This window comes from Bradyrhizobium sp. TM102 (genome assembly GCF_009176685.1).
GTDB lineage: Bacteria > Pseudomonadota > Alphaproteobacteria > Rhizobiales > Xanthobacteraceae > Bradyrhizobium > Bradyrhizobium ottawaense.
The window spans coordinates 3,850,264-3,865,877 of sequence record NZ_AP021855.1; the positions used below are offsets into that span (position 1 = coordinate 3,850,264).

The 15,614-nt window shown below is 64.2% G+C and carries 14 protein-coding genes, 1 tRNA gene and 1 pseudogene; 12 read left to right on the forward strand and 4 right to left on the reverse strand.

Features of this window, described 5'->3' with window-relative positions; translation table 11 throughout:
* Positions 1–129: 129 nt before the first annotated feature.
* Complete coding sequence (locus GDN70_RS18465) at positions 130–1,107, reverse strand: GlxA family transcriptional regulator (RefSeq protein ID WP_028141431.1); 978 nt, start codon at positions 1,105–1,107, stop codon at positions 130–132.
* A gap of 153 nt (positions 1,108–1,260) precedes the next feature.
* On the opposite strand from GDN70_RS18465, the gene GDN70_RS18470 reads away from it, so the two are divergent.
* The 4 genes from GDN70_RS18470 (at position 1,261) to GDN70_RS18485 (ending at position 5,094) form a co-directional block, all read left to right on the forward strand.
* Positions 1,261–1,518, forward strand: a complete 258-nt coding sequence (locus GDN70_RS18470) for a tautomerase family protein (RefSeq protein ID WP_028141432.1) — start codon at positions 1,261–1,263, stop codon at positions 1,516–1,518.
* A gap of 181 nt (positions 1,519–1,699) precedes the next feature.
* Positions 1,700–3,118, forward strand: coding sequence for a nodulation protein NfeD (locus tag GDN70_RS18475; RefSeq protein ID WP_028141433.1), 1,419 nt, complete (start codon positions 1,700–1,702; stop codon positions 3,116–3,118).
* Positions 3,115–3,876: a slipin family protein gene (locus GDN70_RS18480; RefSeq protein ID WP_018320108.1), complete on the forward strand. Its 762-nt coding sequence runs from the start codon at positions 3,115–3,117 to the stop codon at positions 3,874–3,876. The genes GDN70_RS18475 and GDN70_RS18480 overlap by 4 nt, the downstream gene beginning before the upstream one ends.
* Before the next feature lie 81 nt (positions 3,877–3,957).
* Positions 3,958–5,094: an asparaginase gene (locus GDN70_RS18485; RefSeq protein ID WP_152102869.1), complete on the forward strand. Its 1,137-nt coding sequence runs from the start codon at positions 3,958–3,960 to the stop codon at positions 5,092–5,094.
* A gap of 84 nt (positions 5,095–5,178) precedes the next feature.
* On the opposite strand, the gene glnA is transcribed toward GDN70_RS18485, so the two are convergent.
* Together glnA and GDN70_RS18495 are read right to left on the reverse strand one after the other, a co-directional pair.
* Positions 5,179–6,588, reverse strand: a complete 1,410-nt coding sequence (gene glnA / locus GDN70_RS18490; RefSeq protein ID WP_018320110.1) for a type I glutamate--ammonia ligase — start codon at positions 6,586–6,588, stop codon at positions 5,179–5,181.
* Between the two features lie 151 nt (positions 6,589–6,739).
* Complete coding sequence (locus GDN70_RS18495; RefSeq protein ID WP_007603495.1) at positions 6,740–7,078, reverse strand: P-II family nitrogen regulator; 339 nt, start codon at positions 7,076–7,078, stop codon at positions 6,740–6,742.
* A 381-nt stretch (positions 7,079–7,459) separates the two neighbouring features.
* On the opposite strand from GDN70_RS18495, the gene GDN70_RS18500 reads away from it, so the two are divergent.
* From GDN70_RS18500 to GDN70_RS18515, 4 genes and pseudogenes are all read left to right on the forward strand, one after another.
* A complete protein-coding gene (locus GDN70_RS18500) occupies positions 7,460–8,959 on the forward strand; it encodes a bifunctional ADP-dependent NAD(P)H-hydrate dehydratase/NAD(P)H-hydrate epimerase (protein WP_038971410.1) in 1,500 nt (499 codons plus the stop codon).
* Positions 8,959–9,201, forward strand: coding sequence for a hypothetical protein (locus tag GDN70_RS18505; RefSeq protein ID WP_240536361.1), 243 nt, complete (start codon positions 8,959–8,961; stop codon positions 9,199–9,201). The genes GDN70_RS18500 and GDN70_RS18505 overlap by 1 nt, the downstream gene beginning before the upstream one ends.
* Positions 9,202–9,232: 31 nt before the next feature.
* Positions 9,233–9,530, forward strand: a pseudogene (locus tag GDN70_RS18510) (type II toxin-antitoxin system RelE/ParE family toxin).
* A gap of 1 nt (position 9,531) precedes the next feature.
* The gene (locus GDN70_RS18515) at positions 9,532–9,819 is read left to right on the forward strand and encodes an addiction module antidote protein (protein WP_038971411.1); all 288 of its coding nucleotides are present in this window, start codon (positions 9,532–9,534) and stop codon (positions 9,817–9,819) included.
* Between the two features lie 8 nt (positions 9,820–9,827).
* Here the strand turns inward: GDN70_RS18515 and GDN70_RS18520 are convergent, their stop codons facing one another.
* Positions 9,828–11,144: a multicopper oxidase family protein gene (locus GDN70_RS18520; protein ID WP_152102870.1), complete on the reverse strand. Its 1,317-nt coding sequence runs from the start codon at positions 11,142–11,144 to the stop codon at positions 9,828–9,830.
* 154 nt (positions 11,145–11,298) lie between these two features.
* Here GDN70_RS18520 and GDN70_RS18525 point away from each other — a divergent pair.
* From GDN70_RS18525 to clpX, 4 genes are all read left to right on the forward strand, one after another.
* Positions 11,299–11,383: transfer RNA gene (locus GDN70_RS18525), tRNA-Leu, on the forward strand.
* Between the two features lie 173 nt (positions 11,384–11,556).
* The gene (gene tig, locus GDN70_RS18530) at positions 11,557–12,918 is read left to right on the forward strand and encodes a trigger factor (protein ID WP_028141437.1); all 1,362 of its coding nucleotides are present in this window, start codon (positions 11,557–11,559) and stop codon (positions 12,916–12,918) included.
* Positions 12,919–13,223: 305 nt separating this feature from the next.
* Positions 13,224–13,859 (forward strand): ATP-dependent Clp protease proteolytic subunit, encoded by a 636-nt coding sequence (locus tag GDN70_RS18535; protein WP_028141438.1) that lies wholly within the window; start codon positions 13,224–13,226, stop codon positions 13,857–13,859.
* Positions 13,860–14,316: 457 nt separating this feature from the next.
* Positions 14,317–15,588 (forward strand): ATP-dependent Clp protease ATP-binding subunit ClpX, encoded by a 1,272-nt coding sequence (gene clpX, locus GDN70_RS18540; RefSeq protein WP_018320118.1) that lies wholly within the window; start codon positions 14,317–14,319, stop codon positions 15,586–15,588.
* The last annotated feature ends 26 nt before the right edge of the window (positions 15,589–15,614 follow it).

The following is a 15,614-nucleotide window of genomic DNA, read 5'->3' on the forward strand; positions in this document are numbered from 1 at the left end:
TTCGGCTAATCCGCCCTACGTAAACCAATCAGTAGGAATTGGTCCGCCCTGATTTTTGCGGCTCTGATTTGTTCTTTGAGAACGAAGTGGAGTCGGATGCGGAACGAAAGCGGACGGCTCGAAGGCGTGTCACATCGTCCGCTCCATCCGTCGCGCGCGATAGGCCTGCGGTGACATCAAAGTGAGCTTGCGGAACGCCTTGCGAAAGCTGCTCTCGTCTTCATAGCCGGTCGTGCGTGCGATCGCCTTGATCGGCTGTGTCGTCGTCTCCAGCAACGTGCGCGCGTGCTCGACGCGGCGGCGCATGATGAAGGCCTGCGGCGGCTCGTGCGTGAGCTCCTGAAACTTCCGGTTCAGCGTCCGCTCGCTGAGGCCGAGCGCGCCGGCAAGCCGTTTGACCGTCATGGGAGCCTTGCCGGTGCGGCGAACCAGGAGGTCGGCCCTGGTCAGCAGCGGGTCCTGCGAGAGCAGATAGCCGACGGGCATGAAGATCGACTGGGTGCGCTGCGCGGTATCGATGACGACGTAGTCCGCGCATAGTTTTGCGGTCTCCTTGCCCTCGACCAGCTCGATCAGCCTGAGCAGCAGGTCGACCCACGACATCGGGCCGGCTGCGCAGACGATGCGGTCCGCAACCGTGATGACGGCGTCGGCGGCGAGGTCGATGGTGGGATGACGCTGCCGCAGTTCGCCCTGCAGCCACCAGGTGATGGTGGCGCGGCGGTTGTCGAGCAGGCCGGCGCCGGCCAGCAGGAACACGCCGCTGCAGAACGCGCCGATCAGCCGGCCGTTCGCGTGTTGCTGCCGGAGCCAGGCGCCGGCCCGGGCATATTGCGGTTGCAGGCGCTCGGCCGTGACGTGATCGACGAGGTTACCGGGGACGAGGATCGCGTCGAAGCGAGCGCGTTGCCCGATCCCGCCATCGACCACGACCATCCGGCCGCCGCCGGCGCGCACGGGTTTGCCGTCGAGCGAAAGCGTCTGCCAGCTGAAGCGGGATTTTGCGCCGCTCTGCTGCATGACGTGATTGGCCAGCGACAGGATGTCGGCGACGCCGGCGATCGCCGAATGCATGCAGCCTTCCAGTGCCAGAATTGCGAGCTTCATGAGACCCCCCGGGGTTGACGCCGCGATCCTATCCGATGGGGTCCGCGGGCGCGTGGCGGAAATTGCCTGATCTCTGTCTTATCCGCCACTGCCTTGCGGAGAGCGTCCGGTCCAATCTGCCGCCGTCGTCAACCGACATGATTGGAGAGAGACATGCCTTACGTCACCATTTCCACCGTCCGCGGCATTCTGGATGCCGCGCAGAAGAAGACGCTGCTCGAACGCGTCACCGACCTCCTGGTCGAGGTCGAAGGGCAGGGCAGCCCGGATTTCCGCCGCAACGTCTGGGTCAGGATCGAGGAGCAGGAGCCCTCGCACTGGTCGCTCGGCGGCATGCAGCCGACAGCTGAGATCATCGCGAGCACGTTCGGCCCGATCGGGACGGACGGGGTGCGGATCGCGCGGCGCTAGCAGCACGGAATGCGTGGGCGGATCAGCTCAAGGCATGGTCCGCCCGCCACCGCCCCGTGCTCAACCGATCTACGGGGCGGTTTCCATTGCATCGCACAATCAGGACAAGGGCCTACACCAGCACACGGCTGCATTGAGGTTCGAGAGGCGAACACCATATGCTCTGCAAGGGAGCCCTGCCGTGCAGACCATGAAGGCGGCCCTCGTTGCGGCGATTGGCGTCGTGGCTTTGATCTGCTGCCTCCTTCCCAGTTCAGCGGAGGAGAACGGCCGTCTTGCACTGATTGTGTCGATCGACGGAGCCATCGGCCCTGCGTCGGCCAGTTACGTGAAGGAGGCCTTGGCCAAGGCAAGCGAACGGCGCGCCGAGGTCGTGCTTCTGAGAATCAACACGCCCGGCGGCCTCAATACCAGCATGCGCGAGATCATTGCGGATGTGCTGGCCTCGCCCGTGCCCGTCGTCGGTTACGTCGCCCCCTCCGGCGCCCACGCGGCGAGCGCGGGGACCTATATCCTTTATGCGACCCACATCGCGGCGATGGCGCCGGGCACCAATATCGGTGCGGCAACGCCGGTGCAGATTGGCGGACCGCTGCCGGGGCTGCCGGGCGGTACACCGGACAAGGGCGGCAAAGACAAGAAGGACGGCGACCAGCAGAGCGAGAAGGATCAGCCCAGAGATCAGCCCAAGGATGCGATGACGGCAAAGGTGACCAATGATGCGGTTGCTTTCATCCGCAGCCTTGCGGAGCTGCGTGGCCGCAATGTGGACTGGGCGGAGAAAGCGGTCCGTGAGGCCGCCACTCTCTCTGCCAACGGCGCGCTGCAGGCCCACGCCATCGAGCTGGTCGCGCGCGATCAGGCTGAATTGCTGAGGCAGCTCGATGGCCGTGTGGTCGAGGTTGCAGGTGGCAAGACGCAACGTCTCGCGACCAAGGATGCGGTCGTCGAAGCCATCGACCCCGGATGGATATCCCGCTTCCTGGCGGTCATCACCGATCCGAATGTGGCGTTCATTCTCCTGATGGTCGGCATTTACGGCCTGATCTTCGAGTTCATGTCTCCCGGAGCCGTCGCTCCCGGCGTGGTCGGCGCGATCTGCCTGCTGATCGGTCTCTATGCGCTCAATTTGCTGCCGATCAACTATGCCGGCCTTGCCCTGATGCTGGTCGGCATCGTGCTTCTCACCGTCGAAGCCTTCAATCCGACGGTGGTGATCGGTCTCGGGGGCATCATCGCTTTCGTGCTGGGAGCGCTGATGCTCTTCAGGGTCGAGGCGCCCGGCTACCACCTGTCGTGGTGGGTGATCGGCATCACGGCAGCCGTGTTCGCCGGCTTTGCTCTGGTCGTGCTCGGTTCGCTTCGGCGTGCCGCCCGGGCTCCGGAACGGGTCGGCGCGCAGGCGATGCGAGGTTTGCCCGCCGAGGTTCTCGACTGGAGTGGGAGCGAAGGTCACGTCTTCGCCCATGGCGAGCGCTGGCAGGCGCGTGGCGCCGAAACGTTCAAGCCCGGAGAGACGGTCGAAGTCGCGAACGTCGTCGACCTGACGCTGCTGATACGGCGCGCACCGGCCAGGACCGGTGAGGGAGGTACATCATGATGCTGGAATATCTGACCTATGCGGCGCTTCTGCTGCTCGTCATCATGTTTCTATCCCAGGCCATTCGGATCCTGCGCGAATACGAGCGTGGCGTCATCTTCACGCTCGGCCGTTTTACCGGCGTGAAGGGCCCGGGCCTCATCATCCTCATTCCGGTCGTGCAGCAACTCGTCAAGGTCGACCTCCGCGTGATGGTGCAGGTCGTGCCGCCGCAGGACGTGATTTCGCGGGATAACGTGTCCGTCAAGGTCAACGCCGTTCTGTACTTCCGCATCGTCGACCCCGAACGTGCCATCATCAAGGTCGGTGATTACATGGCCGCCACCAGCCAGCTCGCGCAGACCACGTTGCGCTCGGTGCTCGGCAAGCACGAGCTCGACGAGATGCTGGCCGAGCGCGACAGGTTGAACGCCGACATCCAGGAGATCCTCGACAAGCAGACCGACGTCTGGGGCATCAAGGTGACCGGCATAGAGATCAAGGACGTCGATATCAACGAAACCATGGTGCGCGCGATTGCCAAACAGGCCGAGGCGGAACGGTTGCGGCGCGCCAAGGTGATCAATGCGATGGGCGAGCAGCAGGCTGCCGAAAAGCTCGTCGAGGCCGGCCGGATTCTCGCGCAGGAGCCTCAGGCGATGCAGCTGCGTTATTTCGCGGCCCTGCACGATATCGCGGGCGAACGGTCGTCGACCGTGGTCTTTCCGCTGCCGACGGGCCTGCTCGACCATTTTATGCCGCGGCGGGACAATCCTTAGCGACAAGCAACAGGCCGACCCATCTTCGGCCCCATTGGGCGTATCGAATGTCGATCCCAACTTGAACGGGAGGAGAATTCGATGACGCAGCATGCCGCCAGACCCGCAATCCACCGCCGAAATCGGCCGTCGATCCTCGCCGCTCCGCTGATCGCCCTCGCACTTTGGTCGTGGGGGATCGCCGCGGCGCAGGCCGCCGAATCGGGCAAGGACGCGATGGCTGCCGGCCTGCCGCGCATTCTCGTGCTTGCGACCGGCGGCACCATCGCAGGCCAGGCCGACGCGCGTGCGACCGGCGCCTACAAATCCGGCCAGATCACGGGCGAGCAGCTGATGCAATCGGTGCCGGGCCTGGACAAGCTCGCAAAGCTGAATGCCGAGCAGATCTCGTCGATCGGGTCCCAGGACATGAACGACAAGGTCTGGTTTGCGCTGGCCCGTCGCATCCAGGAGGCCTTCGACAAGAACGAGGCCGATGCGGTCGTCATCACCCATGGCACCGATACGCTCGAGGAGACCGCGTTCTTCCTCGACAACGTGGTGCGCGGCGACAAGCCGGTGGTGATCGTCGGCTCGATGCGGCCGGCGACGGCCGTCAGCGCGGACGGCCCCGGCAATCTCTACGAGGCCGTGCAGGTGGCGGCCGACCCACGGTCGCGCGGGCGCGGCGTGCTGGCGGTGCTGAACGACAAGATTCAGGGCGCACGCTCGGTCACCAAGACCAACACCACCAGCATCGAGACGTTCAGCTCGGCCAATGACGGGCCGGTCGGCTATGTCGACAGCGCCGGTGGCATTCGCTTCATGGCGCAGGCTCAAGGTCTCAAGCGCGCGACCTATCAGCTTCCAGCCGGCGAGCAATTGCCGCGCGTCGCGATCGTGTACTCGCACGCCAACATGGACGCCGTTCCGATCGAGGACGCCATCTCGCACGGCGCCAAGGGCATCGTGCTGGCCGGCGTCGGCGACGGCAACACCTCGAAGCCGGCGCTCGATGCGCTCGAAGCTGCGGCGAAGAAGGGCGTCATCGTGGTTCGCTCGACGCGGGTTCGGTCGGGCTTCGTGACGCGGAACGTCGAGGTCGATGACGACAAGAACGGGTTCGTCGTGTCCGAGGACCTCAATCCGCAGAAGGCGCGGGTGCTCACGCAATTGCTGATCGCGGGCGGCGTGACCGCGCCGGCAGAGCTGCAGAAGGCCTTTACGGCGACGTGGTAGCGGGCAGGTCGTACACCCTACGATTCAAACGAAAAGGCGCTCCTTGCGGAGCGCCTTTTGCTTGTCGGATACCTTCCGGGCCGTTTAGCCCGAATAGTACATCTCGAACTCGACCGGATGCGGGGTCATTTCGAAGCGGGCGACTTCGGTCATCTTCAGCTCGATATAGGCGTCGATGAAGTCGTCGTCGAACACGCCGCCGGCCTTGAGGAAGCCGCGGTCCTTGTCGAGGTTTTCGAGCGCCTCGCGCAAGCTACCGCAGACGGTCGGGATCTGCTTCAGCTCTTCCTTCGGCAGGTCGTAGAGGTCCTTGTCCATCGCCGGCCCCGGATCGATCTTGTTCTTGATGCCGTCGAGGCCGGCCATCAGCATCGCGGCGAAGCCGAGATACGGGTTGGCCATCGGATCGGGGAAGCGCACCTCGACGCGCTTGGCCTTCGGCGAAGCGGTGTAGGGGATGCGGCAGGAGGCCGAGCGGTTGCGCGCGGAGTAGGCGAGCAGCACGGGGGCCTCATAGCCCGGGACCAGGCGCTTGTAGGAGTTGGTCGACGGGTTGGTGAAGGCGTTGATCGCCTTGGCGTGCTTGATGATGCCGCCGATGTAGTGCAGGCAGGTCTCCGAGAGGTCGGCGTATTTGTTGCCGGCGAACACCGGCTTGCCGTCCTTCCAGATCGACTGGTGCACGTGCATGCCCGAGCCGTTGTCGCCGAAGATCGGCTTCGGCATGAAGGTGGCGGTCTTGCCGTAGATGTGCGCGACCTGGTGGATGCAGTACTTGTAGATCTGCATGTGGTCGGCCATCAGCGTCAGCGTGTCGAACTTCATGCCGAGTTCGTGCTGGGCGGACGCGACTTCGTGGTGATGCTTCTCGACCTTGACGCCCATCTTGGCCATGGCGCCCAGCATCTCCGAGCGCATGTCCTGCACCGAGTCCTGCGGCGGGACGGGGAAGTAACCGCCCTTGGTGCGGATGCGGTGGCCGAGATTGCCGCCTTCATATTCGGTGTCGGAGTTGGTCGGCAGCTCCGAGGAGTCGAGGCGGAAACCGGTCTTGTAGGGCTCGGCCGAATAGCGCACGTCGTCGAACACGAAGAACTCGGCCTCGGGGCCGACGAACACGCTGTCGCCCACGCCCATCGACTTCACCATGGCCTCGGCCTTCTTGGCGATGCCGCGGGGGTCGCGGTTGTAGGGCTCGCCGGTGGTCGGCTCGAGCACGTCGCAGGTGATGACCATCGTGGTCTCGGCGAAGAACGGGTCGATCGTCGCGGTGACCGGATCGGGCATCAGGCACATGTCGGACTCGTTGATCGCCTTCCAGCCGGCGATCGAGGAGCCGTCGAACATCGTTCCTTCGGCGAAGATGTCATCGTCGATCATGCTGACGTCGAACGTCACATGCTGCCACTTGCCGCGCGGATCGGTGAAGCGCAGGTCGACGTACTTGACGTCGTTGTCCTTGATCGATTTCAGGACGTCTTTGGCGGTCTTCATGCATACCCCTTTTGGCTCTGCGGGTCGGTTTCCAGATGAGCAAAATTATTCTCGCTCGGGCGAGTTTTGCGCGACCGCACAAACGAAATCAGGCCGCCGAAGCAGCCTTCTTTCTAGTCGGAGTGTCGCAAAATTCGGGATAGCACCCGGCTCAGATAGCGTCCAGCCCGGATTCGCCGGTTCGGATGCGGATCGCCTCTTCGATGTTGGAGACGAAGATCTTACCATCGCCAATGCGTCCGGTTTGCGCGGCGCGGCGGATCGCGTCGATGGCGCGCTCGACCAGATCGTCGCCGATCACGATCTCGATCTTCACCTTGGGCAGGAAGTCGACGATGTATTCTGCGCCGCGGTAGAGCTCGGCGTGCCCCTTCTGCCGGCCAAAACCCTTGGCTTCGGTGACGGTGATGCCCTGAAGGCCGACTTCCTGAAGCGCTTCCTTCACCTCGTCGAGCTTGAATGGCTTGATGATGGCTTCGATTTTCTTCACTGCGCGCCTCCGGCCTTTCGATCAAATAGCAACGTCTTCGTCAGGATGCGCTTTTCTTAACGCACGATCTTGTCTTCGCTATGCCTGAAACCCTGACCAGTCCGGCAACAACGGCCGGCCACACCCTGATAGATGCCAGTGAGCACGACGAACCGAAGCGGCTTCCTCGAAAGCAGGGTCTATGCCAAGTTGCACATGTCCTGATTGTTGGAGCGTTATCAGCCTTTTAACGAGCATCTCTGAGTAGTGGTGCCGACCTGCACAAAATACCGAAGACTACGAAATAGGCAAACGGTTCAATAAGTGTGCAGATCGATGTTCCCCAGGGTGGGGCGGCGCGGCATGTGCCTGTTGAAAAGGCGTTTGGACCAGGGAAGTGGCATGGAAGTTCTGACCACCGCTGAAATGCAGCGCGCCGACCAGCTCACCATCGCGGCCGGCACGCCCGGTTTCAAGCTGATGCTGAGCGCGGGCCAGGCCGTCGCCGAGGCCGCCCAGGCGCTGGTGGAGGAGGGGCCGATCCTGATCGTGGCCGGCCCCGGCAACAATGGCGGTGACGGTTTTGTCGCAGCCGCCGAGCTCGCCGCGCAGGGGCGGGAGGTCTCGGTCATCCTGATGTGCGAGCGCGACCAGCTCCAGGGCGACGCGGCCTCCGCGGCGCGCGGCTGGAAGCATCCGGTGCTGCCGTTCAATCCACAGGCGATCGGACGCCCGGCGCTGATCATCGATGCGCTGTTCGGCGCAGGCCTCAGCCGTCCCGTCGACGGCGAGGCGCGCGCGATGATCGAGGCGATCAACGCCAACGGCGCCCCGGTGCTCGCGGTCGACCTGCCGAGCGGCATCAACGGCACCAGCGCGGCGGTGATGGGCGCGGCGGTGAACGCCACCGAAACCGTCACCTTCTTCCGCAAGAAACCGGCGCATCTCTTGCTGCCCGGCCGGATGCATTGCGGCCGCGTGCGCGTCGCCGACATTGGCATCGACGCGCAGGTGCTGGACGAGATCGCGCCGCAGACGTTCGAGGACGATCCGGATGTCTGGGGCGCCGCTTTTCCGGTGCCGCGCATCGACGGCCACAAATACGCGCGGGGGCATGTGCTGGCAGTCTCCGGCGATGCGGCGGCGACCGGCGCTGCGCGGCTCGCCGCGCGCGGCGCGCTGCGGGCAGGGGCGGGTCTGGTGACGCTGGCGAGCCCGCGCGATGCGCTCGCGATCAACGCGGCCGCGCTCACGGCGGTCATGGTTCGCCCCGTCGACACCGTCGTCGAGTTCGGCGAGCTGCTCGGCGACAAGCGCTACAACACCTGCATCATCGGCCCCGGCGCGGGCATCGGTGAGCGCACCTGCGATCTCGTTCACACCGCGCTCGGCGCGCAGCGTCATCTGGTGCTCGATGCCGATGCCCTGACGAGCTTTGCCGCAACCCCCGAGCGCCTGTTCGAATCGATCAAGTCATCGCAAGACAACGCGGTGGTGCTGACCCCGCACGAGGGCGAGTTTCCGCGCCTGTTCTCGGACCTCAGCAACAAGCACCCGGGCCGCTCCAAGCTGGAGCGCGTGCGCGACGCCGCCGAGCGCTCCGGCGCGGTGGTGCTCCTGAAGGGCCCGGACACCACCATTGCCGCCCCCGACGGCCGCGCCACCATCGCCGCCAACGCGCCGGCCTGGCTCGCCACCGCCGGCGCCGGCGACGTGCTCGCCGGCATCATCGCCGGCCTGCTGGCGCAAGGCGTGCCGGCCTTCGAAGCCGCCAGCATCGGCGTCTGGATGCATGGCGAGGCGGGACGAGAAGCCGGGCCGGGCCTGATCGCGGAGGATCTCACCGAGACGCTGCCGGCTGTGCACCGGCGGATCTATGATGCGCTGGGGGTGGAGTACTAGTGCTCAGACAGCTTGCGCTCGCCGACATGGGCGCGGCAGCGCAAGTCCATCGGATCGCATTCGACCAGGCGATGCCGTCGCTCCTCGGGCTACGCACGCCGGATGAGGAGTTCTACCGCGAGCGCGTCTTTCCGACGTGCCGCGTGTGGGGACGGTTCGAGGGTGATGTGCTGAGCGGGATCATCGCGGAACGAGGAGAGAGAACCGGACACCCGCTACGTTTGGAGGCGCAGAACACTTGATTTGTGTTTGCTTGTAGTCTAAAAACTACAGGTGGTCGAGCTCAAGCAGACTTGAAACATTTCGGAAGTGGCGATCGCGACTCAAGGATGAGCGTGCCAAAGCACGGATTGCGTCGCGATTGGACCGGTTGGCACTAGGCCACGCAGGCGATGTCGAGCCGGTGGGCGATGGAATAAGCGAACTGCGTATCCATTACGGCCCCGGCTATCGCATCTATTTCCAGAAGCGCGGCAGCCTGATCATCGTTTTGCTGTGCGGCGGCGACAAGAGCACGCAGGCGAAAGACATCAAGGCGGCTAAACGCCTTGCCGAGACGTGGAGCGAATGAGATGGCCGAGAAGCTGACGACTTATGACCCGGCCGAGGACCTCCAGTCCGACGAGGCCATTGCCGTCTTTATGGAAGAGGCGTTCAAGACGGAGGATGCAGCCTATATTGCACATGCCCTTGGGGTCGTCGCCCGCGCCAAGGGGATGACGCAGATTGCCAGGGATACCGGCCTGTCTCGCGAGCAGCTCTATCGCTCGTTCAGCACCAACGGCAATCCGACGCTCAAGACGACGATCGCGGTGATGAAGGCGCTTGGAATCGAACTCACGGCCAAGCCGCACGCCTAATCGCGGCCTCACTCCACCCCATACCATCGCACCAGCCGCGGCGCGGCCCAGTCGGTTGCGACGGATTCGATCAGCCATTGTCCGGGGGAGGTCGCCGCGAAGGCGATGCGCTGGGTCTGGCCGGGCTCGATGGCGAGCGTGTCGAGCCAGTACGGCTTCCAGCCGTCGTCGAGCTTGTCGAGCAGGCGGAAGTGGTGGCCGTGGAGGTGGAAGACGGTCGTCACCGGGCCTGTGTTCTTGAGGGCCAGCACGACGGTGCGGCCCGCCTTGGCGCGGAGGGCCGGGGCGGAGGATCTGGAGAAGTCGGCACACCGTGCCCATCCAGTGTCGGCAGCGCCGAGCGCGACATCGAACCGCAGGGCGCCTCGGAGATCCAGCTTGTCGGGCAGGTCGTTGGAAGGGAGCGGCTGCGGCGGCAACAGCGGCGCGCGGCGCTCCAGTCTGCCGGAGACCGCAAGCGAGCCGATCCGGTGCGCCTCCTTGCCGTCATGGAGCAGAATCGGGGCCGAGCTGGCCGCATCCACAATGGCATCGGCACGCCCGCCCGGGGCCAGGACCAGAGCGCCGTTGCGCGCCGGGAACGGTTCGGCGGGTTGTCCGTCCAGGGCCATTACCCGGACGTCGTGGTTTTCCAATTTGATCGCCAGAACAGTGCGTTGGGAGCCGTTGATGAAGCGCAGCCGCAAACGCTCGCCAGCTGCAGCTGAGAGTTCAAATGAAGTCTGTCCGTTAAGCGTATAGAGCGGCGTCACGTCTTTTGGGGCCTGTCCCGGGGGGAGTGCGGTGCCGTCCGGCCGCAACCGCCACTCCTCGATCAGCAGGACCTCGTCGCGATCGACCGCGCCAGCGTTTGCCTCCTGCGCGATGACCGGAAGCGGGCGCGCAGGCCGCGTCAGGACGTCCTCGAAGAGGCGGAAGTCCGCCAGCAGGGTTCCCGCGCTTGGTACTGAAATAATTGAGGTTTCGGTCGCGCCCGGGGGAGCGGGCGCGCGCCCGCGCAACGGGTCGGCCGTGGCCGGGCCATTGAGGCCGTACCAGGCTGGGGCAAGTGGGACAGGCAGGTCGTTGCGAAACACCACCTCGCAGCGGTCGCCGCGCTTGAGACGGACGCTCCCGAGGTGGCTTACGGCGGCCAGCTCCCAGATTGGTGTAGCTGGTTGACCCGGCCTGAGAGCCAGGGTTTGCGGCCTTGCCTGAAGGGAAAGCTGGGCGGTCAGGGCCGGGGCGGCACTGCTGGCGACCAACCCGGCCGCCGAGGCGCCAAGCCCGGCGGCAAGGCCGGCCAAAAGCTCACGTCGGGTCGGGTCGAAGAACCGCGTTTTCATGGGCCGATCCGGACCACGCTACGCTGGATAAGTCCAGCCGTCGTGCCTACGTAAAGCCTGCCTCCATCGGGCCATTTTTTTGCTGCGAACAGTCAGGCACATGTTATAAGCCCGGCCGCCCGCGGCATCGCGGCCGGTCTTGATGCAAATTTACGCGGGCGTGGCGGAACTGGTAGACGCGCTGGATTTAGGTTCCAGTGACGAAAGTTGTGGGGGTTCGAGTCCCTCCGCCCGCACCAAGCGCTTATCGCGTTTGCACGGATTACGAGACCTGCTTTCGCGCGGATGTTTGTCCGCCGGGAGCCGGTTCGATGAAGCACCGGCGTTGAGGCGTTTGCCTCGCGCCGGATCGATTAATGACAGCGTCCCGACGCATGCGCGCCGGGACCGAACGGGAAGAAGATTGGACGCCATGCAGGTCACAGAAACCCTCTCGGAAGGTTTGAAGCACGAGTTCAAGATCAGCGTTCCCGCGTCTGATCTCGACGCCAAGGCCGGCGCCAAGCTCGTCGACCTCAAGGACAAGGTCCGCATCAACGGCTTCCGCCCCGGCAAGGTGCCGGTCACTCACCTGAAGAAGGTCTACGGCCGCTCGGTGATGGCCGAGACCATCGACCAGACCATCCGCGACACCAATACGCAGCTGTTCTCCGAGCGCGGCTTCCGCCTTGCGACCGAGCCGAAGATCACCATGCCGAGCGAGCAGGCCGAGGTCGAGGAGCTGCTGAGCGGCAAGACCGATCTGACCTACACGGTCGCGATCGAGGTGGTGCCGGCGATCGCGCTCGCCGACTTCAAGACCTTCCAGGTCGAGAAGCCCGTGGCCGACGTCACCGACGCCGACGTCGACGAGGCGATCAAGCGCATCGCTGATACCAACCGCGGCTATGCCGCGAAGGCCGAGGGCGCCAAGGCCGAGTCGGGTGACCGCGTCACCATCAACTTCAAGGGCTCCATCAACGGCGAAGTCTTCGAGGGCGGCACCGGCGAAGGCATCCAGGTCGTGATCGGCTCCAACACCTTCATTCCCGGCTTCGAGGAGCAGCTGACCGGCATCGGCGCGGGCGAGACCCGCACGCTGAAGGTGTCGTTCCCGAAGAACTACATGAACGACAAGCTCGCCGGCCAGCCCGCCGAGTTCGAGACCACCGCGACCTCGATCGAGGCGCCGCAGGACATCGCGATCGACGACGAGTTCGCCAAGACGCTTGGCCTCGAATCGCTGGACAAGCTCAAGGAAGCCGCGCGCGAGCGTCTGAACGTCGAGTTCGCCGGCGCGACGCGCCAGCGCGTCAAGCGCGCACTGCTCGACCGCCTCGACGAAGCCCATCGCTTCGAGGCGCCGCCCTCGCTGGTCGACGAGGAGTTCAATCTCATGTGGAACTCGGTCAAGGCCGAGATGGACTCCGCGGGCAAGACCTTTGCCGACGAGGACACCACTGAGGACGCCGCCAAGGAAGAGTACCGCAAGATCGCCGACCGCCGCGTGCGGCTCGGTCTCGTGCTCTCCGAGATCGGCGAGAAGAACAAGATCACCGTGACCGACGACGAGGTCGGCCGCGCCGTGATCGAGCGCGCCCGCTCGATGCCCGGCCGCGAGAAGGAAGTCTGGGACTATTACCGCAGCAACGCCCAGGCGTTGGCCCAGCTCCGTGCACCGATCTATGAGGACAAGGTCGTCGACTTCATCCTCGAGCTCGCCAACGTGACCGAGAAGAAGGTCTCGCGCGAGGACCTCTACAAGGACGACGAGGCGGAAAAGACCGCAGCCTAAGGCCCGTTCCGATACCATCGGAATGGGGCTCTGAGGCAGCCATCCATTAAGGATGATCGGCAAAGAGGCCCAGCTAGCCAGATGGCCGGCTGGGCCTCTTCGTACGAATCAGCTTCAACTGCCCCGCGGATTAAGCCTTAATGCGCTCCGCACTTGTCAGGTGCGAATTGGGCTATATCTGTCGGTACGCCTTCTACCTCTACCAAGTTCCTGCATCACGGGACGTGCATCGGCCTTCAGCAGATCCAGCCCAAACTGGCAGTCAAGACTGGCGATGTCCGCCTCTTAAAAACCCTAGGTGACTCATGCGCGATCCGGTTGAAACCTACATGAACCTCGTGCCCATGGTGGTCGAGCAGACCAACCGTGGCGAGCGCGCCTACGACATCTTCTCGCGCCTCTTGAAGGAGCGCATCATCTTCCTGACCGGTCCGGTCGAGGACGGCATGTCGACGCTGGTCGTCGCACAGTTGTTGTTCCTCGAGGCGGAAAATCCGAAGAAGGAAATCTCGATGTACATCAACTCGCCGGGCGGCGTGGTGACGTCGGGCCTTGCGATCTACGACACCATGCAGTTCATCCGCCCGCCGGTCTCGACGCTGTGCACGGGGCAGGCGGCCTCGATGGGCTCGCTGCTGCTCGCCGCCGGCGAGAAGGACATGCGCTTCTCGCTGCCGAACGCGCGCATCATGGTGCATCAACCCTCCGGCGGCTTCCAGGGCCAGGCCACCGACATCATGCTGCATGCGCAGGAAATCCTGAACCTGAAGAAGCGGCTCAACGAGATCTACGTGAAGCACACCGGCCAGACCTACAAGGCGATCGAGGACGCGCTGGAACGCGACAAGTTCCTGACCGCGAACGACGCCAAGGAGTTCGGCCTGGTCGACAGGGTCATCGACAAGCGTGCCGAGGAACCGGCGGCGGCGAAGACCCCGTAGCACTACTGGGGCTGCGGCGATCCCTTGTTAGACCCTCGGGCATCGCCGGGCACCATCAGGGCGGCGTTCACGTTTAGGACGCGTGTGCGCGTCGCAAAACGGTATTTTGCGCCCTGCGGCAAGCAGAAGGTTCCGCTTTCGTGCTTGTTTTTCGTGGCAATCCAGCAACGCCGGGGTGATTTCGATCACTTCGCCCGTGCCAAGACCGGAAATCACGGTATTGTCACGGGTAGCCGGCGACCCCCGATTAGCGAATTCTTGATAGTCGGGTGACAGCATGGTTGGCTACGAATGATCGGCTAAGATCGCGGAGAATCGAGTGACCGTGATTCGCACGGGATGTAACGCGTAGGGTCTTTTTTGGTACGGAATTTGCTCTAGTTAAGCTTCATGCCGACCATCGTGTCGGAATGGAGCGATCGAGCGGAACGGGATCGAACCGCGGACGGAGACATGAATGAGTAAGGTCGGCACGAGCGACTCCAAGAACACGCTATATTGCTCGTTCTGCGGCAAGAGCCAGCACGAAGTCCGCAAACTGATCGCGGGTCCCACGGTCTTCATCTGCGACGAGTGCGTCGAGCTCTGCATGGACATCATCCGCGAGGAGAACAAATCCTCGCTGGTCAAGTCGCGCGACGGCATTCCGACGCCGAAGGAAATCTGCAAGGTCCTGGACGACTACGTGATCGGCCAGAGCCATGCGAAGAAGGTCCTGTCGGTCGCGGTGCACAACCACTACAAGCGCCTCAACCACCAGACCAAGCACAACGACGTCGAGCTCGCGAAGTCGAACATCCTGCTGATCGGTCCGACCGGCTCGGGCAAGACGCTGCTCGCGCAGACGCTCGCCCGCATCCTGGACGTGCCGTTCACCATGGCCGATGCGACGACGCTGACCGAGGCCGGCTATGTCGGTGAGGACGTCGAGAACATCATCCTGAAGCTGCTCCAGGCCGCCGACTACAACGTCGAGCGCGCCCAGCGCGGCATCGTCTACATCGACGAAATCGACAAGATCAGCCGCAAGTCCGACAATCCCTCGATCACGCGCGACGTGTCGGGTGAGGGCGTGCAGCAGGCGCTGCTCAAGATCATGGAAGGCACGGTGGCTTCGGTCCCGCCGCAGGGCGGCCGCAAGCATCCGCAGCAGGAGTTCCTGCAGGTGGATACCACCAACATCCTGTTCATCTGCGGCGGTGCCTTCGCCGGCCTCGAGAAGATTATCTCGGCGCGCGGACGATCGACCTCGATCGGCTTCGCAGCCCAGGTGATGGCGCCGGAAGACCGCCGGACCGGCGAGATCTTCCGTCATGTCGAGCCTGAGGACCTCCTGAAGTACGGCCTCATCCCCGAGTTCGTCGGCCGTCTGCCGGTCGTGGCGACGCTCGAGGACCTCGATGAGACCTCGCTGAAGAAGATCCTCACCGAGCCGAAGAACGCGCTGGTGAAACAGTACCAGCGGCTGTTCGAGATGGAGAACATCGAGCTGACCTTCGCCGACGAGGCGCTTGGCGCGGTTGCCCGCAAGGCGATCGAGCGCAAGACCGGTGCGCGCGGATTGCGTTCGATCCTCGAGGCGATCCTGCTCGAGACCATGTTCGATCTGCCGGGCCTGGAAGGTGTGGAAGAGGTCGTGATTTCGCGCGAAGTCGTGGAAGGAACGGCGCGTCCGCTCTACATCTACGCCGATCGGTCCGATCGCGCCGTCGAGAACGCCAGCGCCTGATCTTTCGGCGCTGGAACGCTCCAATT